The following is a 22,574-nucleotide window of genomic DNA, read 5'->3' as shown; positions in this document are numbered from 1 at the left end:
GGGGCCCCGCCGGGGCGGGGCTCTCCCGGCTCCGGCAAGGGGAATCAGCCGCCCTGCCCCATCCCGTGATCCATGCCATGGCCGGCGCCATGATCCATGCCCGAGGCCCCGCCCGGCGCTTCCCCGTCCAGGCGATCAAGGTCCACCGGCACGTCGATCGTGATCTCGCCCGCCTTCTCGAAGACGAGCGTCAGGGGAACGATGTCCCCGTCCTCCCAGCTCTCCGTCAGGCCGAGGAACATCACATGCAGGCCGCCGCGTTCCATGACGATCTCGCCATCCGCAGGCAGGGGAAGCGGCTCCTCCACCCTGGTCATGCGGGCGATGCCGTCCTCCATGACATGGGTGTGGATTTCCACCCGCTCGGCCGCGGGAGAGCGGGCAGCCAGCAGCCGGTCATCCGGGCCACCGTGATTGTGGATGATCATGAAGGCCGCGCCGGAACGGGCCCCCGGCATGGCGGAAATGGCATAGGCCTCATGCACCTCCACCCCTGCGGCCAGGGCCGGACGCGGCAGACAGCAGCAGGGCAGCGAGCGCAGTGCGAAGCATCGGTTGTGATCCCCTGGGGTTCCTGATGGCCCGCGGCCTAGCATGAGCGGTTGGGTCGGGCCATGCGACAGGCTGACCGGAGGCCGTGACGGTCAGGTCCAGCGGGGCGCGGCGGTCAGGGCCCGGACCGTCCCCTGCAAGGTCTCGCGCGGCAGGAGGAGCAGCATCCCCGGCCGATCCGGCCTGAGCTGCACCGGCCCCAGGGCCTCGTTCGAGGTGCCGATGCGGCACAGCGGAGAGAAGCGCAGCCCCCCCGTCGGCCAGCGCAGCCCCGCCGAACCGACCATGACCTCGCCCAGCGGAAACAGCGAGACGGGCGTCCCCGGCGCCAGGGCGAGATCGAGCCGCGGCGGACAATGCAGGGCCAGCGTCTCTGCCCCAGAAGCAGGCAGGGTCGGTCCGCCCGCAGCACGAGGCTGTGGAAGGCGGCCAGTTCATGATCGATCCGTCCGCCCGTGAAGCCGAGGCCGATGACCAGAGGGGCGCGGATGCGCGTCAGGGCCTTGTCGAAATCGGTTGTCTCCTGCTCGGGCACGGGATGGAGGCGCCCTGTCAGGCGGACGCGCGCAGCCGCGGACAGGCTGTCCATGTCGCCGATCACCGCCTCCGGCAGGGCGCCGAGCGCAAGCAGACGGTCCGCGCCGCCATCGGCGGCCACCAGCCGCGGCGCCAGGGCAAGCGAGTCGCGCAGGTCCCCGCCGTCAAAGGCCGCCCCCCCGGCAAGCGTGACCCCCTCCTGGGCATGAACGATGACCCCGTCTGCGGCGGATTGTCCACCAGCCGCAGACGACGCCCCGACTCCGTCACGAAAAGAACCCCGCATCTGCCCCCCTTGCCCTGCCTTTCGGCTCAATCCGACATAACCTTTCATGGCTGCACTGGTAGTAGAGCGAGCATCATCATGGTCGGATCCCACAAGATTCTCACCGTCTCCTACGGGACGTTCTCCTGCACGCTCGAGGGATTCGATGATGCCTTCGGGACGATGAAGGCCATCGCGGAGTATTTCCGGGATCTGGCCGCCGACGACCGCTATTTCGGCGCCACGCCGCCCACCCCCGACCCGGAGATGCTGGCGCGCATCGCCGAACGGGAGATCGCACGTCGGGTCGAGGCCCGGATGGGCACATCGGGGCTGGTGCTGCGCGCGGCCGGGCCGCTTGGTGAATCCGATCCTCCCCGGCCACAGGCGGAGGCCGGCCTGCCCCTCGATCCCGCCGCGCCGGCCGGGGCGACGGCCCGAAGTCCCACCCTTTCCGAAGACCGTCCTGCCGCCGGGGCCGTGCCGCCCTCCCCGATGCCACCGCCCGCCGGAGAAGACGGCCTGGCCACCCGGGCTCGACCGCATCCGGGCTGTCGTCGGCCGCGCGGGCCGGGACGACGGAGAGGGGGCGACGGCCCAACCTGCCATCGCGACGGCCCGGGACCCTGCCCTGTCCCCTGATCGGGATGCCCGTCCTGCCGCCGGTGGCAGCGGAACCGCGGCCGCCGTCGCAGAGCCGCCCGAAGAGACCGGGAAGACCATGGCCGCCGATCAGCCGCACAGGCCCCGTGTCCTGCGCCTCCGACGGGCTGCCCTGGAGCAGGCTCTGGCCGCTGCCGGGACGGCCGGGGCCGCAAGGCCGGAGGACAGGGAAACGGACGTGCCGGCGAGCGTGATGCCGGATCCGGGGGATGAGACCGGCAGGGCGCTCGGGACCGCCTCGACCGGAGAACCCCCCGCCGGAGACCAGACGGCCGACGACGCCACCCCGCAGGGCGAGGCGGCGCCGGCTTCCGGGCTCTCGCCCGAGGCCGAGGCCGCGCTTCAGGCGGAACTGGCGGCCCTCGAGGCCGAGCTGGCCATGGTGGATCCCGGATCCTCGGCCCCCGAAGCCTCCGCCTCCGAACCGCCCGAGGCAGAGGCCGTGCCGGCCTCCGAGCAGAGGGGGGACGATCCGGCGCTGCTGTGGACCGACGAGCCGGACATGGCCGAGGAAGGGGGGCGCCCCCGCGCGGTGGAGAACCTGTTCGCCGCCGATGCGGATACGGTGATCGAAGGAACGGTGATCGCGCGGGACGACGCAGGGAACGACGGGCAGCCCGGCCCACAGGACGATGCGCAGGCCGAAGCACGGGAACCGACCGGGGCGGCGGCGGCCGCCTCTCCGGCCGGGGCAGAGGCAGAGCCCCCCTCTGAGGCCATTCCCCTGCGGCCTGTCTCCGCCCATCCCATCCTGGGCCGGACCCCCGAGGCGGACGAAGCCGCGCTGTCCCGGATCATCTCGCGCACCGACGCCGTCCTGGCCGATCCCGAGGCGCAGCGTCGGCGGGAGGCCATCGCCCAGCTCAAGGCGGCGGTCGCCGCGACCGAAGCGGCACGGCGGCTGGGCGAGACCGATCCCAGCGGCCGGGCCGAGAACCGCCAGGACGCCTTCCGCGACGATCTGCGGCAGGTCGTGCACCCGCGGCGCCCCCTGCCCGCTGCGGCCGCGCGGGGGGAACGGCCCCGCCCGGCGCCGCTCAAGCTCGTGGCCAGCCAGCGCGTGGACCTGACCGAGGAGGCGAAGCCGGCCCCGGCCCGTCAGCCCCGTCCTGCGCCCGTCCAACCGGTGCGGCCGCGCCGGGTGATGCTCGACCGCATCACCGCCGAGGCCGCGGCGGCGGCATCCTCTGCCCCGTCCGCCCGGACCGCCCCACCTGCCCGAGCCGCCACGGCGGCCCGGACGACCGGCTCCTTCGCGGCCTTCGCCGCCGAGATGGGGGCCACCTCGCTGACCGACATCCTGGAAGCGGCGGCCGTCTATACCAGCGTCGTCGAAGGGGCCGAGGATTTCTCGCGGCCCCAGATCCTCGACAAGCTCCATGAGGCGAGCCCTCATCCCGTCTCGCGCGAGGACGGGCTGCGCTCCTTCGGGATCCTCTTGCGCACGGGGCGCATCATGCGCGTCCGGGGCGGACGTTTCGCGGTGGCCGGCGACAGCCGCTTTCACCCCGACCGCCGCGCCGGCTGACGGCGGCGATCCCATCTCGGAAGGGGGGGCGGGGCGCTTCGCCCCCCCCCTGTCATTCCTGTCCTTCCTGCGGCCCTGCGTCCGGATCCCCGCGCCCCACGCCGCGGAAGATGCCGCGGAAGGGCAGCGCCCAGACGATCCCCAGGGCGACAAAGATCAGGAACTCCAGCCACCACACGGGGCGCCCCGCCCATTCGCGCAGCCAGTCCACCCCCGTCACCGCCAGCACGATCCACAGCGGCAGCCCGATCAGAAGGACCACCAGGGACCAGATCCGGCGGGCGCGGTAGGACAGGGCCATCGGCGTCAGTCCGCGAAGGGGTCGGTGACGAGGATCGTGTCGTCCCGCTCGGGCGAGGTGGAGACGAGGGCGACCGGACACTGGATCAGCTCCTCGATACGCCGGACATACTTGATGGCCTGTGCGGGCAGATCGGCCCAGGACCGCGCCCCGGCGGTCGACTCTGCCCATCCGTCCATCTCCTCGTAGATCGGGCGCAGGCGGGCCTGGCGGTCGGCCGCGGCAGGCAGGGCATCCAGCCTCTCGCCATCGAGTTCGTAGCCGGTGCAGATCCGCAGCCTCTCGAAACCGTCCAGCACGTCGAGCTTGGTCAGCGCGATGCCGGTGACCCCCGAGGTGGCACAGGTCTGCCGCACGAGGACCGCATCGAACCATCCACAGCGTCGCTTGCGCCCCGTGACGGTGCCGAATTCATGCCCGCGCGTGCCCAGACGCTCGCCGTCGGCGTCGTGCAGCTCGGTCGGGAAGGGTCCCTCCCCCACCCGTGTCGTGTAGGCCTTGACGATACCGAGCACGAAGTCGATCGCTGTCGGCCCCAGCCCCGTCCCCGTGGCCGCCATCCCCGCCAGCGTGTTGGAGGAGGTGACGAAGGGATAGGTGCCGAAATCGATGTCGAGAAGCGCGCCCTGCGCCCCCTCGAACAGGATGCGTTCGCCCCGGCGGCGCGCCTCGTTCAGGACGCGCCAGACGGGACGGGCATAGGGCAGCAGGCGGGGAGCCACCTCCAGCAGCGCGGTACGCAGGGCTTCGCGGTCCACGGGGGGCAGGCCGAGACCCCGGCGCAGCGCATCGTGATGCAGCAGCAGGCGGTCAAGCCGCAGATCGAGCGTCGCCGCATCGGCCAGATCCGCCACGCGGATCGTGCGCCGGCCGACCTTGTCCTCATAGGCGGGGCCGATGCCGCGCCCCGTGGTGCCGATCCGCGCCGCGCCGGCCTGCGCCTCGCGCGCGCGGTCCAGCTCGCCATGGAGAGGCAGGATGAGCGGGGCATTCTCGGCCACCATGAGCGTGTCGGGCGTGACACGCACCCCCTGAGCGGCCAGGCGGTCGATCTCGTCCAGCAGGGCCCAGGGATCGAGCACGACACCATTGCCGATCACCGAAGGTTTGCCGCGCACCACCCCCGAGGGCAGGAGCGACAGCTTGTAGGTGGTCCCGTCGATGACAAGGGTATGGCCCGCATTGTGGCCGCCCTGGAAGCGCACGACGATGCCGGCGCGTTCGGACAGCCAGTCAACGATCTTTCCCTTCCCCTCGTCGCCCCACTGGCAGCCCACGACGGCGACGTTGGCCATGATCCCTCTCCCGCTTGCCGGCAAACGCGCCCCCTATAACGGCGCGAGGGCGAGGGGAAAAGGAGGCAGGACGAAAGGCGCCCCCTGCCTGCCATCCACCCTGCCGGCAGCCCCGCAGGATCAGGGGGATCGGGCGCGCATCCCGGCCCGCATCGCCGGCCAGCGGACCCCGGGACCGGAGAGGCCGGGCAGACCGGACAGGACGCCCGTCAGACCCGGAGATGGCCAGAGGCACGGCGATGCACGAGGCGATGCACGAAAGGCGGCGCGCGAAGGGGAAACGGAGGCGCAGGGGAGAAAGGGGGAAAGGCAGTCTGCATGGGGATCCTTTCGATTCGGGGGCATCACGGATCCGGTATCGCATGAAAAGGTTAACAAACCGTGAACGCCGGCTGTCTCGGGCCGGGCATGCGCGGAGGGCATGCGCGGCAGGACGCCGCCGGGGCTTGCCGGGGGGACGAGGGATCACTAGAAGCCTTGCGTTGCACCGTCCCGGCGCCTGCCGCACCGCCCCCGGAGGCTTCATGGAAACCGTCCTGCTCGTCATCCTGCTCCTGCTTGCGCTGGCGCTGATCGGGATCGTCCTGATCCAGCGGTCCGAGGGCGGAGGACTCGGCATGGGGGTCGGCGGCGTGATGACGGGACGCGCCCAGGCCACGGCACTGGGCAAGCTGACATGGTGGCTGGGCGGCGCCTTCATGGCGGCCTCGCTTGCCCTCACGATCCTGGCGGCCGAACGGTCAGCGACGGCCTCGGTCGTGGATCAGATCGGGCTCGACCTGCCTGCCTCCGCCGGGGAGGACGAAGCCGCCCCGGCCGTGCCCGATCTGGGATCGGGGGCCGATCTGCTGCCCCCGCCGGTGGCGCCTCTCGTTCCCGAAGGGGACTGAGGATCTCCTCGCCAGTCCGGTTGCGTTCACGGGGCGTTCCGGGCTAGGACGAAGCCCCGTGGCGGCGCAGACCGACCGGCGCGCCGGACCGATTCGCAGCGACCGTTTCGAAGGAACCACGGGGGACCGTCATGGCACGCTATGTCTTCATCACCGGCGGCGTGGTCTCCTCGCTCGGCAAGGGGCTGGCCTCGGCGGCGCTGGGGGCGCTCCTGCAGGCGCGGGGCTTCTCGGTGCGACTGCGCAAGCTGGACCCCTATCTGAATGTCGATCCCGGCACCATGTCGCCCTTCGAACATGGCGAGGTCTTCGTGACCGATGACGGGGCAGAGACGGACCTCGATCTGGGCCATTACGAACGCTTCACGGGGGTCGCAGCCCGGCGAACCGATTCCATCTCGGCCGGGCGCATCTATTCCAACGTCCTCGAGAAGGAGCGGCGCGGCGACTATCTGGGCAAGACGATCCAGGTGATCCCCCATGTCACCAACGAGATCAAGGACTTCCTCCGGATCGGCGAGGACGAGACCGATTTCATGCTGTGCGAGATCGGCGGCACGGTCGGCGATATCGAGGGTCTGCCCTTCTTCGAGGCGATCCGCCAGTTCATCCACGAGCGCCCCCGCGGCCAGTGCATCCTGATGCATCTGACGCTGCTGCCCTATCTGTCCGCCTCCGGCGAGCTGAAGACCAAGCCCACCCAGCACAGCGTCAAGGAGCTGCAATCCATCGGCCTGACCCCGGATGTCCTGGTCTGCCGCTCGGAACAGCCGATCCCGGACCGCGAACGCGAGAAGATCGCCCTCTTCTGCAATGTCCGCAAGGAGGCGGTGATCGCCGCCTACGACCTGAAATCCATCTACGAGGCGCCGCTGGCCTATCACCGCGAGGGGCTGGATCAGGCGGTGCTCGACGCCTTCGGCATCGCCCCGGCGCCGCGGCCCAATCTGTCCCGATGGATCGATGTGATGGACCGGCTGGAAAATCCCGAGGGCGAGGTGCGCATCGCCGTGGTGGGCAAGTACACGCAGCTCGAGGATGCCTACAAGTCGATCGCCGAGGCCCTGACCCATGGCGGCATGGCCAACCGGGTGCGGGTGATCCCCGAATGGGTCGATTCGGAGATCTTCGAGCGCGAGGATCCCGCCCCCTTCCTCGAACGCTTTGACGGCATCCTCGTGCCCGGCGGCTTTGGCGAACGGGGGACCGAGGGCATGATCGCCGCCGCCCGCTTTGCCCGCGAACACAAGGTGCCCTATCTCGGCATCTGTCTGGGCATGCAGCTGGCCGTCATCGAGGCCAGCCGCAACGTCGCGAAGCTGCCCGATGCGGGATCGGAGGAATTCGATCACGAGGCCGGGGCGAAACGCTTCACCCCGGTGGTCTATCACCTCAAGGAATGGGTGCAGGGCAACCGCGTGATCGAGCGCAAGGCGACCGATGACAAGGGCGGGACGATGCGCCTCGGGGCCTATACGGCCCTGCTCAAGCCGGGGAGCCTGGTGGCCCAGGTCTATGGCGCCACCGAGATCGAGGAGCGCCATCGCCACCGCTATGAGGTGGATATCGCCTATCGCGAGAGGCTGGAGGAGGCGGGGTTGCATTTCACCGGGCTGAGCCCCGATGGCCGCCTGCCCGAGATCGTCGAATGGTCGGGGCATCCCTGGTTCATCGGCGTCCAGTTCACCCCGAGCTCAAGAGCAAGCCCTTCGATCCGCATCCGCTCTTTGCGGGATTCGTGAAGGCGGCGATGGAATCGGCGCGGCTGGTCTAGGGAATCGGCGCGGCTGGTCTAGACCCCGGCCAGCAGGGCCAGCGCCTCGGCATGGATCGCCGGATTGGCGGCCGCCAGAAGCCGCCCGCCCCCATGGGCGGGGCGCCCCTCCCAATCGGTCGCGACGCCGCCGGCGGCCGTGACGACGGCGATCGGCGCCTGCACGTCATAGGGTTGCAGCCCGGCCTCGATCACCAGATCCACCTGCCCCAGCGCCAGCAGGGCATAGCCATAGCAATCCATCCCGTATCGAACGAGGCGCACGCGCTCGGCCACGCGGCCGAAGGCGGCCCGTTCGGCCGGAGTGCCGATCTCGGGAAAGGTGGTCAGCAGCCGCGCCTCGGCCAGTGGTCGGGGGGCGGCGGTCTGCAGCGCCTGCTCGCCATGGGGGCCGACGAGGCGGGCCAAGCCGAACCCCCCCCTCGAAACGTTCGCCCGTATAGGGCTGGTCGATCAGGCCGTAGAGCGGACCCCGGCCATCCGCGACCGAGACGAGCACCCCCCAGGTCGGCGTGCCGCACAGATAGCCGCGCGTGCCGTCGATGGGATCGAGGACCCAGGTCAGCCCGCTGGTTCCGGGGCGATTTCCGTATTCCTCGCCCAGGATGCCGTCCTCCGGACGCAGCCGGGCCAGAACGTCGCGCATCGCCCGTTCGGCGGCGCGGTCCCCCTCCGTCACGGGGTCATAGCGCCCTTCCGGCCCCTTGTCGTCGGCGGCGATGCCGCGGCGGAAATGGCGCAGCGTCTCGGGCCGTGCGGCATCGGCGACGGCATGGGCAGCGGCAATCAGCGCCGCCCGCGTCTGCGGGCAGAGGGCATCTCTCATGTCGTCTGGCACAGGCCGGCTCCGCGTCTTGGGGTGGCGGAGCGCTAGCGCGGCCGAGGCAGGCCGGTCAAGCCGGGCCGTGGATCCTCAGGCAGCGTCGCTGAGGACGCGGGCGAGATCGAAGAGCCGGCGGCGCTGGGCCTCGGGGATGGCGTAGTAGTTGCGCAGCAGCTCGAGCGCCTCACGGTCGGCGAGGATGTCGCCGGGCATGCTCGGGCCGACAGCCAGATCCGGCTGGGCGCCGTTCTCGAGCCCTTCGAAGAAGAAGGCGACCGGCACCCCCAGCGCATGCGCGATGTCCCACAGGCGCGAGGCGCTGACGCGGTTCATGCCGGTTTCGTATTTCTGGATCTGCTGGAACTTGATTCCCACGCGATCGGCAAGCTGCTGCTGCGTGACGCCGATCGTCCAGCGCCGGTGTCGGATCCGCTTGCCCACATGAACATCGACCGGGTGTTTCGTCATGCCTTCACCTTTCACTGTCTGCGCTTCGGACCAGTCGGACGAAGGGGATCCGGCCCGTCCCCGGCCCGCGCCCCCCGACGTGCGATCCCCGCATACGGGAGTGCCGCATCTGGAGCAAACACGGATAGGTTGCAAAATGCATCTTGGCTTTTTGGACAGGTGGCTGCCCGCTCAGGCCGCGACCAGGCGCCCGCCCCCGCTTCCGGCTGCCCCATACTCCTGACGGATCAGCTCCAGCAGATCGGCCTGTGCCGGCAGGACAGCCGGTGAACGGGCATAGAGATTGATATGCACCGACCAGAGTTCGGGCAGCGCCCCGCCGTGATCGATCACCTCGAACAGGGAATCGTCGCGGGCCGCGAAGGTGCCGTCAAGCAGCGTCTGCACAGCCAGATCGGCACTGACCGTCGCCTGCACCGACCCGTCTGAAGCCGTTTCCACGGCCATCTCCCAGGGGATGCCGGCCCGGTCGAGGCAGCGCTGCACCGGCTGGCGGAAGATGCATTGCGTGGAAAAGGCCAGGCGCAGCGGCCTTTCGCGCCAGGCCCGCCCGCCCCGCGCCCCGACCCAGACCAGCGGCAGCACGGCCAGCGTCTCGGCCCCCGGGGGAACATGATCCTCGGTCGTGAGGATGACATCGATCGCGCCCCTCTCGAACCCGTCCTTGAGCATGCGCGTGAAGGAGGAGACGAGATTGACCTTGATGCGCGGAAAGTCCCGGGCAAAGCGGCGCAGCACCGCCGGAATCGCCGGAAAGACGATGTCGCAGGGCACGCCAAGCACGATCTCGCCTTCCTGTCCGCGCGCAGTCAGCCGCGCCAGCGCCTCGTCATTGAGCGCGATCAGACGGCGCGCATAGGCCAGGAGCTGCTCTCCCGCAGGGGTCAGCGCCACCCCGCGCCCGGAGCGGTCCAGCAGATCAAGGCCGAGCCCCTCCTCCAGCCGCCGGATCTGCATCGAAACCGCGGATTGGGTGAGGTTCAGCAGACCCGCCGCCCGCGTCACCCCGCCTGATTCGGCCACCGTCAGGAAGGACCGCAGGGCGGTCAGGTCGAGATTGCGCGGCATATCACGATACCTGATGGATGGCCCGACAAACATTCATTTCCATGATGTCGCATTCCATGCGATCCATCAAGCATCGGAATGGCGGCCCCGCCTGTCATCACGATCCTGCATCGCCAATCCCCTGCAAACCGGAGTCCATCATGGACCGCCCGCTGTCCTTCCCTGCCCTTGTCCGCCTTCGCCCGGCCGCCCTGCGTCTTCCGCCCTGGGGCCGGCTGCTGCGGCGTCTCGACTGCGGCCGTTCGCGCCGCCATCTGGCGGACCTGGACGATCACATCCTGCGCGACATCGGCCTGACGCGCGATCAGGCCCTGCAGGAGGCGGAGCGGCCCATCTGGGACGTGCCGGCCCACTGGCTGCGGTAGATCGAGGCTGCGGCCGATTGCGTCTTGAAATGCCATCCCCCCCTTCCGATATGCTGGCCCAAAGGCGCTGCCCGCATGGGCGGCCCCTTGGGGAGACACGAACGGAGGGGATCGATGGCAGATTTCAACACGCTCCGCGCAGGGACCACCGTCGGCACCCGCGCCGCGCGGATCGACGAGGGGCTGCGCGCCCACATGAACAAGGTCTACGGCACGATGTCCGTGGGCATGCTGGTCACAGCCGGCGTGGCCTGGGCGGTCGGGTCGTCGCCGGCGCTGCTGTCCATCTTCCGCGATCCCGTGACGCTCCAGCCGAACATCCTGGGCTGGATCGCGATGTTCGCGCCGCTGATCTTCGTCTTCGTCATCGGCGGGGCGATCAACCGCGTCTCCGCGGCGGGGCTGCAGGGGCTGTTCTACCTCTTCTCGGCGCTGATGGGGCTGTCGCTCGCCTGGATCTTCGCCGCCTTCACCGGCCTGTCCATCGCGCAGACCTTCCTTGTCACCGCGATCGCCTTTGCGGGCCTCTCGCTCTGGGGCTACACGACCAAGCGCGACATCTCCGGCTGGGGATCCTTCCTCATCATGGGGGTGATCGGGCTGATCGTGGCCTCGCTCATCAACATCTTCATCGGCTCGCCCGCGATCCACTTCGCCGTGTCGGTGATCGGCCTGCTGATCTTTGCCGGTCTGACCGCCTATGACACGCAGCGCATCAAGTCCGAATATGTCGCCCATGCCGCCCATGGCGATGTTGAATGGCTGGGCAAGTCGGCGATCCTCGGGGCGCTGAGCCTCTACATCAACTTCATCAACATCTTCACCTTCCTGCTGAGCTTCCTCGGCAATCGCGAGTAAGCCGCAGCACCTGCCGCAGGGCGGGTCCCGAAAGGGGATGGTTTCGACGGATGGGGGTCGGCGGCCGCGCCGGCCCCTTTTCGCATCCGCCCCCCCGCGCAGCCATGCAGGCCGCGATGCCCGCCGATCCCGTCCCCCGCCGGGCGGGCGGACGGGCGGCTAGAGGACAAGGCCCGGGTCGGATCCCATGTCGAGGGCCGGGAACACCGTCCCTTCGAGATCGGGGCGCGACAATCCCGCAAAGGCGCGCAGCACCCAGGCGGCATGGGCGCGGACATCGCGCGTGGGCATGAGGTCCCGTCCCTGATAGAGATCGGCCTCATCGAGACCGGGCCAGTCCCCCAGCACCCGCCCCCCGCGCAGCGCCCCGCCTGCGAACAGCATCGCCCCCCCCGTGCCGTGATCCGTCCCCCCCGAGCCGTTCTCGCGCGCGGTGCGGCCGAACTCGGTCAGGCAGAGCACCGCCGTGCGGTCCCAGAGCGGCCCCAGCCCGTCCTTCAGCGCCAGGATCGTCTCGGCCAGGCGCCCCAGGGCGCGCGTCAGGTTCTGCGCCTGCTGCACATGGGTATCCCATCCCCCGAGCGAGAAGCTCGCGATCCGCGTCTCTCCGCGCAGGCGCGAGGCGGCGAAGTCGGCCAGTTGGCCATGGGGGCCGCCGCCGGCGGCGGGGCCGGCCATCATCGCCTGCCCCCCCTCCTCGGCCTCGGCGGCGAGCTCGTCCACGATCTCCATCGCCATGAGCGAGGCATCGCGGAACAGCGGGTCGTCATGCTGAACCGATTCGATGAGCCGTCGTGCCTGGGGGGACAGGCGCAGCCGCGCCTCGGGGGACCACTGGCTGACGGGCACCTGTCCCGACAGGATCAGCAGATGTTCGCGCCCGATGGCGAAGGCTGTCTCGGCCTCCACCCCCGGCAGCAGGGCAAGCGCCCGGTTGAGCCAGCCATCGCGCAGCCGCATCAGATCTGGCCCGCCCGTCCCGGCCTCGAGGATGTCCTGTCCGTCGAAATGGCTGCGCCGGTCGCGATAGGGCGTGGCCACCGCATGGGCCGCGCCGAATTCGCCGGCCTGCCACAGCGGCAGAAGCGGCCCGAGCGCGGGATGCAGCTCCCACCAGCCGTCGAGCGGCAGCCCGCCCTCCGACAAGGTGGGTCGCAGCGCCCGGAAGGCCGGATCGCCGACGGGGCGGACCGCGTCGAGCCCGTCCATCGCCCCCCGCAGGATCAGCACGACAAGGCGCTCCTCCCAGGGGGCGCGGGCGAAGGCGATGGGGGTGACAAGGGGCGAGGCGGCGGCGGAACAGCCGAGGGCCAGCCCCCCGATCATCTGCCGGCGGTTGAGCAGGACGGCCATGCCTCATCTCCTCTGGAAATCGCTCGAGGCAAGGATCACGCCGATCGCCTCGGAGGGCCGCTCGGCGGCATGCGCGGCAAAGATGACTTCCTCGCGCGCCGCCGGACCCAGCGCGATGCGCACGAAATCGCGCGGGTCGGGCAGGTCGGGCTGCATCTCCTCGGGCCGGTTCATGGCCCAGTCGATGCGCGCGGCCATGAACTGGGGCGTGATCCAGGCCTCCGGGGCCTCGGGCCAGCCATCGGGTCCCGGCGGATCCTGCCAGGGCTGGCCCATCACGGCGAGGGGGTTGGCAAGGAGCCGCCGCGTCTCGCGGAACCCGAGGGGCAGGAGGAAGTCCGCCCCCAGCCCCAGCGCCCGCAGGGCAGAGGCGATGAAATCGACGGGGGGCTTGACCTTGTCCTTCCGGGGTGACCAGGCGGCGGGATGGCGCAGCAGCGCCCCCGTCACGGCGAGCAGATCGCCCCCGCTGGCCAGCCATTCCCCGGCCAGCGCCTCCACCAGCCTCTCCTCGGGCGCGTCCGAGACGAAATGGACCGCGAGCTTGCGGGCCAGATGGCGGGCCGTCTCGGGCCGGACGGCAAGATCGGCCAGAACCGCCTGCACCGTGGCCAGATCGGCCTCTGCCGGATAGGTCCGGCCCAGAACCGTCTCTGCCCCCGGCTCGGCCCAGCGCGGGCGATAGACCGTCTGCCCCTCCGCGACCGTCACGCCGGTCAGCAGAAGCGCCAGCTGACGCACATCCTCCTGCGTGTAGCCGCCCCCCACGCCGACGGTATGCAGCTCCAGCAGCTCGCGCGCGTAGTTCTCGTTGAGGCCCCGCCCGCTCTGCCGGCCCTGGATGCTGCCCGGTCCGATGGACCGCGCCTGATCCAGATAGGCGACCATCACCGGGTGCAGGGCGACCGCCGTCAGCATGTCGGCAAAGCGCCCCGCGACATGGGGGCGGATCGCCTCTTCCACATAGGGGGCGATCAGGATGCCGGCGACGGTCGTCTTGGGACGGGCCGTGAAGTGATTGGCCCAGAAGAGCAGGAGCCGTTCGCGCAGGGCGTCCTCGCTGGCCACCTGCCGGGCGAGCACGGTGCGGAACTGGGCAAGGCGCGTGGGCTCGACAAGGCGGCGCAGGCGGTCGCGCTCGGCCCTGGCGGCGGCACGGATCGCCGCCGTCTCGCCGTTGCGGGCCTGTCTGTTGGCCTGCGCGAAGGCCCTCTCGATCGCCAGAGCCTCCGTGTAGGACATGGCGGGGATGGCGCGCGCCGCCACGTCGGGACCGGCGAGCCGCTCCAGCATGGCCTCGATCGAGGACGGCGGAGGCAGATACGGCGACAGGCCGGTGCCGAAGCGGATCGCGGCCAGATGCGGATCGAAGGTCACGGCCCCCTCCCCCCTTCCCCCCCTCGCGTCGGCCCCAGCATAAGGGGGCCGCGACCCAGGCGGAGGGGGCCCGTGCCCCTTCCATGGCTCTTTGGCGGCCTCGTCGGCGGGCTTACGCCGTCTCCGCCGTCACGCCGTCTCCTTCACGATGCGCAGACCCAGCTCGCGCAGCTGCTGGGGCGTGGGATCGGAGGGCGCCCCCATCAGCAGATCCTCGGCCCGCTGGTTCATCGGGAAGAGGATGACTTCGCGGATATTCGGCTCGTCGGCGAGCAGCATCACCATGCGGTCGATCCCGGCGGCACATCCGCCATGCGGCGGCGCCCCGTAGCGGAAGGCATTGACCATTCCGCCGAAGCGCCGCTCCACCTCCTCCCGGCCATAGCCTGCGATCTCGAAGGCGCGGAACATGATCTCGGGCGTATGGTTGCGGATCCCGCCCGAGACGAGCTCGTAGCCGTTGCAGGCCAGGTCATACTGATAGGCCACGACCTGCAGGGGATCGCCGTCGAGCGCGGCCAGCCCCCCCTGCGGCATGGAGAAGGGGTTGTGGGAGAAGTCGATCCGTCCCGTCTCCGGGTCGCGCTCGAACATCGGGAAATCGACGATCCAGGCAAAGGCGAAGCGGTCCTTCTCGGTCAGGCCCAGCTCCTCGCCGATCAGGACCCGGGCCCGTCCGGCGATCTTCTCGAAGACGGCCGGCCGGCCGCCCAGGAAGAAGGCCGCATCCCCCTCGCCGAGGCCGAGCTGCAGGCGGATGGCCTCGGTCCGTTCGGGGCCGAGGGCCTTGGCGATGGGGCCGGCGGCTTCGAGCCCGCCGCCTTCGGCCTGCCGCCAGAAGATGTAGCCCATCCCCGGCAGACCTTCCTTCTGGGCCCAGGCATTCATGCGGTCGCAGAAGGCACGGCTGCCCCCGCCGGGGGCGGGAATGGCGCGCACCTCGGTTCCCTCCTGCTCGAGCAGGGCGGCGAAGACGCGGAAGCCCGAACCGCGGAAATGATCCGAGACACGCTGCATCCGGATCGGATTGCGCAGGTCGGGCTTGTCGGTACCATACCACAGCGCGGCATCGGCATGAGAGATGCGGGGCCAGTCGGCATCGACCTTGCGCCCGCCGCCGAACTCCTCGAAGACGCCGCGCAGGACCGGCTCCATGGCGGCAAAGACATCCTCCTGCGTGACGAAGGACATCTCCATGTCGAGCTGGTAGAAGTCGGTCGGGCTGCGGTCGGCGCGGGGATCCTCGTCGCGGAAACAGGGGGCGATCTGGAAATAGCGGTCGAAGCCCGACACCATCAGGAGCTGCTTGAACTGCTGGGGCGCCTGCGGCAGGGCATAGAACTTGCCCGGATGCAGGCGCGAGGGCACCAGGAAGTCCCGCGCCCCTTCGGGGGAGGAGGCGGTGATGATCGGCGTCTGGTATTCGCGGAAGCCCTGCGCCCACATCCGCTGCCGCAGGGACCGGATCACGTCCGACCGCAGCATCATCTTGCGCTGCATCGCCTCGCGGCGCAGATCGAGAAAGCGGTAGCGCAGGCGTGTCTCCTCGGGGTATTCCTGATCCCCGAAGACCTGAAGGGGCAGGTCGCCCGCCGGACCCAGGACTTCGAGGGCCCGGATGAAGACCTCGATCTCGCCGGTCGGGATCTTCGGATTGACAAGGGCGGGGTCGCGCCGCTTCACGACCCCGTCGATGCGCACGCAGGATTCGGCACGCAGCCGTTCCACCTCGGCAAAGACGGGGGAGTCCGGGTCGGCCAGGCACTGGGTGATGCCGTAATGGTCGCGCAGATCCACGAAGAGGATGCCGCCATGGTCGCGCACCCTGTGGACCCAGCCGGACAGGCGCACCGCCTGTCCCGCATGGTCGGGGCGCAGATCGGCGCAGGTATGGCTGCGGTAGCGGTGCATGGGGCGCCTCCTTCGGACGGTCCCGCCGATCCATCGCAACAGGCAGGCGAAGTCAAGCCGGAGGGGGCTGTGCGGGGCCCCGCCCGCCTTTCCTTCCCCCTCAGACGAGGACCGCCGGCACGAGGCCGCGCAGGGCGTTGCCCAGGGCGAGGCGCGTCCGGGGCAGATCTTCGACCAACAGGATCTCCTCGCGGGCGGCGCCGGTCTCGATCATTTCGGCGCGCAGCACCCCGGGAAGGCAGCCGCAGGCCAGGGGCGGCGTCCGCCAGCCCGCTCCGCGGTCGAAGAACAGGGTGGTGATGGTGCCTTCGCAGAGCTCGCCCCGTTCATTGAGGAACAGCCATTCGTCCACCCCGTCGGGGAGCGCCGCGCGGGCTTTGTCATAGAGGGCACGGCGGCTGGACTTGATGCCCAGCCAGGGATCGGCCGAGCACAGGCGCCGGGGATGCAGCCGCACCCGCCAGAGCGCAGCCGGCGCCGGCAGCGGCCCTTCCTCGACGCGGAAGGAGCCGTCGCGCCCCATGGTCAGCCGCAACCGGGCCGGTCCGCGGCGCCCCTCGCGCAGGATCCGTGCGGCGGCCGCGGGATCGAAGGGCCAGCCGAGCCGGGCAGCGGCCCCGGCCATGCGGGCAAGATGGCGTGCCTCGCGCCGCGGGGCCGTGCCGTCCCAGGCCAGCGTCTCGATCAGACGCAGGCCGGGATCGCCATCGTCGCGCAGGGGCGCGGGCCTCAGCGGATGGCGGGATTCAGGAAGCGTGCCTTCCACAGGGCCTCCTCCCATTCGCCGGCCGCGGTCGAATCGGCCACGATTCCGCCGCCGACGCCGATTGTCACGGCCTCACCCTCGATCGCCAGGGTGCGGATCGCGACGGACCAGTCGCAATCCCCCCCCGGGGCCATCCAGCCCACCGCCCCGCAATAGGGCCCCCGCGCAAAGGGTTCCAGCTCGCGAATCACCTGCATCGCCCGGATCTTCGGCGCTCCGGTGACCGATCCGCAGGGGAACAGGGCGGGCATCAGGCGCGACAGGGCAGGCGGCTCGGCCAGATCGCCCGTCACCGTGGAGGTCATCTGATGCACGGTGGCATAGGATTCGATGGCAAAGAGCGCCGGCACGCGCACGCTGCCCGTCCGCGACAGCCGGCCGATGTCGTTGCGCAGCAGGTCCACGATCATCAGGTTTTCCGCCCGGGCCTTGGCCGATCGCCGCAGGTTTCCGGCCAGGGCGCTGTCGCGGGCGGGGTCGGGATCGCGCGGGGCGGTGCCCTTCATGGGCCGCGCCGTGATCCGCCCGCCCTGCACGCGGAAGAACAGCTCGGGCGAGAGCGAGGCCACGACCGGCCCCTGGCCCAGATCGGCAAAGGCCCCATGGCCCACGGCCCCCCGCCGTCCGCAGCCGCGCCCAGAGCGGCAGCGGATCGCCCGACAGCCGCGCCCGGAGGGGGAAGGTCAGGTTCACCTGATAGACATCCCCCGCCGCAATATAGCCGAGGGCCGCGGCAAGGGCCCGGTCGTAATCGGCACGCGCGATCATCGGCTCGGGCCGCGACAGATGCCCGTCGCGGTCGGCCACGATGGGGGGCGGGGCGACCGGCCCGTCGAACAGCCCAAGGACGAGGAGAGGCGCATCGCCCCCCCGCCACACCCCGGCCAGGCGCGGCTCGAAGGCGGCGCCGGCCTCATAGGCGATCCAGCCTGCCACCCATGCCCCTGCCGCGCGGGCCTCGTCGGCATGGGCGAGGGCGGGCCCCACCTCGCCCGGCTCCCGCGCGAGGATCAGCCCCTGCGGGAAGAGGAAAGCGGCAGGGCGCCCGCCGGGCCCGTGGTCGAGCAGGATCATGGCGCAGGGCGCCCGCAGGGGGGCGACGGCGGACCGATGAGGAAGGACGTCACGGCAGGCGACCCGGCATCTCCGACCGGGCGCGACCGCCGGCCCGGTGCGACGGGGCTATGCGCTGTGCGCGCCGGAATCAACGCCTGCCGGAGAGGAAGGCCGCATCCCGGATGCGGCCCCCGTGCCATGCGTCCCGCTCCGGCGCGCCCCGCGCCACCGGCCGCTTGCGCCTGTTTCCCCCGCGTCTATAAGCGCGGCCAATTTGCGCCGGACGGGGGAAGAACGATGCCGAAGCGGACGGACATCCAGAGCATCCTCATCATCGGCGCCGGGCCCATCGTCATCGGCCAGGCCTGCGAGTTCGACTATTCCGGCGCCCAGGCCTGCAAGGCGCTGAAGGAGGAAGGCTACCGGGTCATCCTTGTCAACTCCAACCCGGCGACGATCATGACCGATCCCGGTCTTGCCGATGCCACCTACATCGAGCCGATCACGCCCGAAATCGTCGCCAAGATCATCGAGAAGGAGCGACCCGACGCCCTGCTGCCGACGATGGGCGGGCAGACCGGTCTGAACACGGCCCTCGCCCTGGCCGACATGGGCGTTCTGGACCGGTTCGGGGTGGAGATGATCGGCGCCCGGCGCGAGGCCATCGAAAAGGCCGAGGACCGCAAGCTCTTCCGCGAGGCGATGGAGCGGATCGGCCTGCAGAACCCCCGGGCCGAGATCGTCACCGCCCCCCTGGTGGACGGGCGGCGCGACCTGCGCGAAGGGGTGCGCCTGGCCATGGAGGCGCTCGAGAAGGTCGGCCTGCCCGCCATCATCCGTCCGGCCTTCACGCTGGGTGGCACCGGGGGGGGCGTCGCCTACAACCGCGCCGAATACGAAGCCCTCTGCCGCGCCGGTCTGGATGCCTCGCCCGTGGGGCAGATCCTGATCGACGAATCGCTGCTCGGCTGGAAGGAGTTCGAGATGGAGGTGGTCCGCGACAAGGCGGACAACGCCATCATCGTCTGCTCCATCGAGAATGTGGATCCGATGGGCGTGCATACGGGCGATTCGATCACCGTCGCCCCGGCGCTCACGCTGACCGACCGCGAATACCAGCAGATGCGCAACGGCTCCATCGCCGTGCTGCGCGAGATCGGAGTGGAGACGGGCGGATCCAACGTCCAGTGGGCCATCAACCCGGCCGACGGCCGCATGGTCGTCATCGAGATGAACCCCCGGGTGTCGCGGTCCTCTGCGCTCGCCTCCAAGGCGACAGGATTCCCCATCGCCAAGGTCGCGGCCAAGCTCGCGGTCGGCTACACGCTCGACGAGCTCGACAACGACATCACCCGCGTCACGCCCGCGTCCTTCGAACCCTCGATCGACTATGTCGTGACCAAGATCCCCCGCTTCGCCTTCGAGAAGTTCCCCGGCGCGAAGCCCGAGCTGACCACCGCCATGAAGTCCGTGGGCGAGGCGATGGCCATCGGCCGCAGCTTCCACGAAAGCGTGCAGAAGGCGCTCGCCTCGCTGGAGACAGGTCTGACCGGCTTCGACGAGATCCAGATCCCCGGTGCGCCGGAGAAGGGCGCCGTCATCGCCGCGCTCAGCCGCGCCACGCCGGACCGTCTGCGCACCATCGCCCAGGCCATGCGTCACGGCCTTTCGGACGAGGAGATCCATCAGGCCACCGCCTATGACCCCTGGTTCCTCGCCCGCATCCGCGAGATCGTGGAGACCGAGGAGCGTATCCGTCGCGACGGCCTGCCCGTGACCGAGGAGGGGCTGCGCGCCCTCAAGATGATGGGGTTCACCGATGCGCGCCTGGCCCGGCTCACCGGCCGGGACGAGGGGCAGGTCCGCCGCGCCCGGCAGAGGCTGGGCGTCACCGCCGTCTTCAAGCGCATCGATACCTGCGCCGCCGAGTTCGAGGCCCAGACCCCCTACATGTATTCCACCTACGAATCCCCCGCGATGGGCAAGGCGGAATGCGAGGCGCGCCCGTCGGACCGCAGGAAGGTGGTGATCCTCGGCGGCGGCCCGAACCGGATCGGTCAGGGGATCGAGTTCGATTACTGCTGCTGCCACGCCTGCTTCGCGCTCTCGGCCGCGGGCTACGAGACCATCATGGTCAACTGCAACCCCGAGACGGTCTCCACCGATTACGACACCTCCGACCGTCTCTATTTCGAGCCCGTCACCTTCGAGCATGTCATGGAGATCCTGCGCGTCGAACAGGAGGCAGGCACCCTTCTGGGTGTCATCGTCCAGTTCGGCGGCCAGACGCCGCTCAAGATCGCGGGCGCGCTGCATGAGGCCGGAATCCCCATCCTCGGCACCTCGCCCGATGCGATCGACCTCGCCGAGGACCGCGAGCGCTTCCAGGGCCTCGTCAACCGCCTCGGCCTGAAGCAGCCCCGCAACGGCATCGCCCGCTCTGCCGAAGAGGCGCTGCGGATCGCCGGAGAGATCGGCTTTCCCCTCGTCATCCGCCCCTCCTATGTGCTCGGCGGGCGGGCGATGGAGATCGTGCGGGACGAAGCCCAGCTCGACCGCTACATCCGCGAGGCTGTCCATGTCTCGGGCGACAGCCCGGTGCTGCTCGACAGCTATCTCTCGGGCGCGACCGAGGTGGACGTGGACGCGCTCTGCGACGGGCGCCGTGTCCATGTCGCCGGCATCATGCAGCATATCGAGGAGGCCGGTGTCCATTCCGGCGACAGCGCCTGCTGTCTGCCGCCCCATTCCCTGCCTCCGGCGATCATCGCCGGGATCGAACGCCAGACGGAGGCCCTGGCCCTCGCGCTGGGTGTCGTGGGACTGATGAATGTCCAGTTCGCCGTCAAGGACGGCGAGATCTACCTGCTCGAGGTCAATCCCCGCGCCAGCCGCACCGTGCCCTTCGTGGCCAAGGCGACCGACAGCGCCATCGCCTCGATCGCCGCCCGCCTCATGGCCGGCGAGACGCTGGATGCCTTCCCCCTTCGCCCGCCTTACGAGAACGTCTCCTACGACACGCCCCTGCCCTATGCCGATCCCATGACCCTCGCCGATCCGGCGATGCCCTGGTTCTCGGTCAAGGAGGCGGTCCTGCCCTTCGCCCGCTTCCCCGGCGTGGACCCGCTGCTCGGGCCCGAGATGCGCTCGACCGGAGAGGTCATGGGCTGGGACCGCAGCTTCCCGCGCGCCTTCCTCAAGGCCCAGATGGGCGCCGGCGTCCATCTGCCGAAGGGGGGGCGGCCTTCGTCTCGATCCGCGATGCGGACAAGGGCGAGATCATGCACGAAGCCTGCCGCATCCTGCACGATCTGGGCTTCACGCTGGTTGCCACCCGCGGCACGGCCGCCTGGCTCGCCGCCCATGGCCTTCCCTGCGAACAGGTCAACAAGGTCTATGAGGGCGGCCGCACCATCGTGGACCGTCTCAAGGACGGCGAGATCGCCCTCGTCATGAACACCACCGACGGCACCCAGGCCATCAGCGACTCGCGCGAGATCCGGACGGTCGCCCTCATGGACCGCATCCCCTATTTCACCACCGCCGCCGGGGCGCATGCCGCGGCCCTGGCCATCCGCGCGCGCGAGGAAGGCGAGATCGGGGTCCGCAGCCTCCAGGCCTGAAGGGAGCAGGGCTGGCCGACCGGACAGCCCGCCCCGGCATGGTTTGACATAGTTTACGATTCAAGTCAGAAATCCCGGACCACTCCGAATCCTCGGAGGGGGCGTCCGCGCCGTCGAACCGGGATCCGTCATGAGCCATCCCCTGCCTCCCTCCGGCTGCCGATGCCGAAGCGGCCCTTCTGGCATCCGTCCTGGACCGTCTGCCGGCGCCGGACATCTGGTCGCCGCGGGCGGCATTCGGGCCAGCCGGCGGGGAGGCCCTCCCCTTCCTGCGTCTGTGCAACGGGGAAGACGGGCTGCTGGATCGGCAGATCACGCGCGAGACGGCCGATTGCCCCGGGGCAGACCGCAAGGTGGGGGCTGCCTATTTCATGGATGCGATCGGCTGGGCGCTGGGCAGCGTGCTCGGCCATCTGTATCTCCATGGTCTGGTGGTGGATCCGGATCCCGGCGCCCTCGCGCTCGAGCCGCGGGATGTCCACTGGACCCATGAGGGCCAGAGCGGGATCGGCCGGGCCTGGACCGTCCGCCTCCTGCCGCCCTGCCCGGCCCTGCGACGCGGATGCCCCGGCGATCCCGCCTTCCGCATGGCCTTCGAGGACAGCTTTGCCCGGCTGGTCGCCCCGCTGACCGAAGGGCTTCACGCGGCCAGCGGCCTGTCCCGCCCCGCCCTGTGGCGGCTGGCGGGGGACGGGCTCGTGCTCGGCCTGATCGAGCCGGCCCGCGCCCTGGGGCGGACCGCCCTTCTGCCGGCCGAGGCCGAGGCCCTGTCGGCCCGCCAGGGCGGCCGCTTCTTCGCCCGGCAAAGGCGCATCGTCGAACTGGTCCTGCCGGCCGATCCCGCCCGGAACCTGCCCGAAAGCCGCGAGATCTGGCGCGCGCGGGGGGGCTGCTGCCGGGCCTATACATGGGGGGGCAACGGCTATTGCTCCACCTGCGTCCATCTGGCGCCCGAGGAACAGATCCGGCGCTGGCAGGACTGGCAGGAGGGGCAACGCGCGGCAGCGGCCGCCGCCGGTCCGGAGGAGGATCCATGCCCGGCAGTCTGACGGCGCCTGTCCCCTTCGCCTGTCCGGCCGGCGGGGGGGTGCGATGCTGAAC

Annotated in this window: 15 protein-coding genes and 6 pseudogenes; 8 read left to right on the top strand and 13 right to left on the bottom strand. The window is 70.4% G+C overall.

Annotation, left to right across the window (positions count from 1 at the left end; all coding sequences use genetic code 11):
- Window positions 1-44: 44 nt before the first annotated feature.
- The 3 genes and pseudogenes from RUTHE_RS14790 to RUTHE_RS18470 all read right to left on the bottom strand — a co-directional run.
- On the bottom strand, window positions 45-491 hold the full coding sequence (locus RUTHE_RS14790) for a copper chaperone PCu(A)C (RefSeq protein ID WP_245542264.1): 447 nt from the start codon (window positions 489-491) through the stop codon (window positions 45-47).
- A gap of 153 nt (window positions 492-644) precedes the next feature.
- Window positions 645-839: a motility associated factor glycosyltransferase family protein gene (locus tag RUTHE_RS18475; protein WP_021099297.1), complete on the bottom strand. Its 195-nt coding sequence runs from the start codon at window positions 837-839 to the stop codon at window positions 645-647.
- 182 nt (window positions 840-1,021) lie between these two features.
- Window positions 1,022-1,375, bottom strand: a pseudogene (locus RUTHE_RS18470) (thiamine pyrophosphokinase); the annotation flags it as partial.
- 78 nt (window positions 1,376-1,453) lie between these two features.
- Between RUTHE_RS18470 and RUTHE_RS16570 the strand changes: the two are divergent.
- Window positions 1,454-1,676: pseudogene (locus RUTHE_RS16570) on the top strand (hypothetical protein); the annotation flags it as partial.
- Between the two features lie 519 nt (window positions 1,677-2,195).
- Window positions 2,196-3,545 (top strand): hypothetical protein, encoded by a 1,350-nt coding sequence (locus RUTHE_RS14775; RefSeq protein ID WP_144079684.1) that lies wholly within the window; start codon window positions 2,196-2,198, stop codon window positions 3,543-3,545.
- A 52-nt stretch (window positions 3,546-3,597) separates the two neighbouring features.
- On the opposite strand, the gene RUTHE_RS14770 is transcribed toward RUTHE_RS14775, so the two are convergent.
- On the bottom strand, window positions 3,598-3,846 hold the full coding sequence (locus tag RUTHE_RS14770) for a DUF2842 domain-containing protein (protein WP_021099294.1): 249 nt from the start codon (window positions 3,844-3,846) through the stop codon (window positions 3,598-3,600).
- Window positions 3,847-3,851: 5 nt separating this feature from the next.
- Window positions 3,852-5,141: an adenylosuccinate synthase gene (locus tag RUTHE_RS14765; RefSeq protein WP_021099293.1), complete on the bottom strand. Its 1,290-nt coding sequence runs from the start codon at window positions 5,139-5,141 to the stop codon at window positions 3,852-3,854.
- 524 nt (window positions 5,142-5,665) lie between these two features.
- On the opposite strand from RUTHE_RS14765, the gene secG reads away from it, so the two are divergent.
- A complete protein-coding gene (secG, locus tag RUTHE_RS14760; RefSeq protein ID WP_021099292.1) occupies window positions 5,666-6,031 on the top strand; it encodes a preprotein translocase subunit SecG in 366 nt (121 codons plus the stop codon).
- A gap of 131 nt (window positions 6,032-6,162) precedes the next feature.
- Window positions 6,163-7,805 (top strand): annotated as a pseudogene (locus RUTHE_RS14755) (CTP synthase).
- A gap of 18 nt (window positions 7,806-7,823) precedes the next feature.
- Here the strand turns inward: RUTHE_RS14755 and RUTHE_RS14750 are convergent.
- From RUTHE_RS14750 to RUTHE_RS14740, 3 genes and pseudogenes are all read right to left on the bottom strand, one after another.
- Window positions 7,824-8,631: pseudogene (locus RUTHE_RS14750) on the bottom strand (inositol monophosphatase family protein).
- An 87-nt stretch (window positions 8,632-8,718) separates the two neighbouring features.
- On the bottom strand, window positions 8,719-9,096 hold the full coding sequence (locus RUTHE_RS14745) for a helix-turn-helix domain-containing protein (protein WP_021099289.1): 378 nt from the start codon (window positions 9,094-9,096) through the stop codon (window positions 8,719-8,721).
- A gap of 171 nt (window positions 9,097-9,267) precedes the next feature.
- On the bottom strand, window positions 9,268-10,164 hold the full coding sequence (locus RUTHE_RS14740; protein WP_021099288.1) for a LysR family transcriptional regulator: 897 nt from the start codon (window positions 10,162-10,164) through the stop codon (window positions 9,268-9,270).
- A 140-nt stretch (window positions 10,165-10,304) separates the two neighbouring features.
- On the opposite strand from RUTHE_RS14740, the gene RUTHE_RS14735 reads away from it, so the two are divergent.
- Both RUTHE_RS14735 and RUTHE_RS14730 read left to right on the top strand, forming a co-directional pair.
- Window positions 10,305-10,529, top strand: coding sequence for a DUF1127 domain-containing protein (locus RUTHE_RS14735; protein WP_021099287.1), 225 nt, complete (start codon window positions 10,305-10,307; stop codon window positions 10,527-10,529).
- 114 nt (window positions 10,530-10,643) lie between these two features.
- The gene (locus RUTHE_RS14730) at window positions 10,644-11,387 is read left to right on the top strand and encodes a Bax inhibitor-1/YccA family protein (protein ID WP_021099286.1); all 744 of its coding nucleotides are present in this window, start codon (window positions 10,644-10,646) and stop codon (window positions 11,385-11,387) included.
- Window positions 11,388-11,546: 159 nt separating this feature from the next.
- On the opposite strand, the gene RUTHE_RS14725 is transcribed toward RUTHE_RS14730, so the two are convergent.
- The 5 genes and pseudogenes from RUTHE_RS14725 to RUTHE_RS18725 all read right to left on the bottom strand — a co-directional run bounded on the left by RUTHE_RS14725 (window position 11,547) and on the right by RUTHE_RS18725 (window position 17,868).
- On the bottom strand, window positions 11,547-12,740 hold the full coding sequence (locus RUTHE_RS14725; protein WP_021099285.1) for a DUF1501 domain-containing protein: 1,194 nt from the start codon (window positions 12,738-12,740) through the stop codon (window positions 11,547-11,549).
- A gap of 3 nt (window positions 12,741-12,743) precedes the next feature.
- Window positions 12,744-14,117, bottom strand: a complete 1,374-nt coding sequence (locus tag RUTHE_RS14720) for a DUF1800 domain-containing protein (protein ID WP_021099284.1) — start codon at window positions 14,115-14,117, stop codon at window positions 12,744-12,746.
- Between the two features lie 129 nt (window positions 14,118-14,246).
- Window positions 14,247-16,028 carry an aspartate--tRNA ligase gene (gene aspS, locus RUTHE_RS14715; RefSeq protein WP_021099283.1) on the bottom strand — a complete coding sequence of 594 codons (1,782 nt, stop codon included), beginning with the start codon at window positions 16,026-16,028 and terminating at the stop codon, window positions 14,247-14,249.
- 100 nt (window positions 16,029-16,128) lie between these two features.
- Window positions 16,129-16,794, bottom strand: a complete 666-nt coding sequence (locus tag RUTHE_RS14710) for an aminotransferase class IV family protein (protein ID WP_021099282.1) — start codon at window positions 16,792-16,794, stop codon at window positions 16,129-16,131.
- Window positions 16,758-17,868, bottom strand: a pseudogene (locus tag RUTHE_RS18725) (aminodeoxychorismate synthase component I). The gene RUTHE_RS14710 and the pseudogene RUTHE_RS18725 overlap by 37 nt, the downstream one beginning before the upstream one ends.
- Window positions 17,869-18,147: 279 nt before the next feature.
- Between RUTHE_RS18725 and carB the strand changes: the two are divergent.
- Window positions 18,148-21,473 (top strand): annotated as a pseudogene (gene carB / locus RUTHE_RS14700) (carbamoyl-phosphate synthase large subunit).
- 353 nt (window positions 21,474-21,826) lie between these two features.
- On the top strand, window positions 21,827-22,522 hold the full coding sequence (locus RUTHE_RS14695) for an IucA/IucC family C-terminal-domain containing protein (protein WP_040646024.1): 696 nt from the start codon (window positions 21,827-21,829) through the stop codon (window positions 22,520-22,522).
- Window positions 22,523-22,574 lie beyond the last annotated feature (52 nt).

The organism is Rubellimicrobium thermophilum DSM 16684 (assembly GCF_000442315.1).
Taxonomy (GTDB): Bacteria; Pseudomonadota; Alphaproteobacteria; order Rhodobacterales; family Rhodobacteraceae; genus Rubellimicrobium; species Rubellimicrobium thermophilum.
Note: the sequence above shows the minus strand (reverse complement) of the source record. Positions and strands in the feature narration are given on the sequence as shown.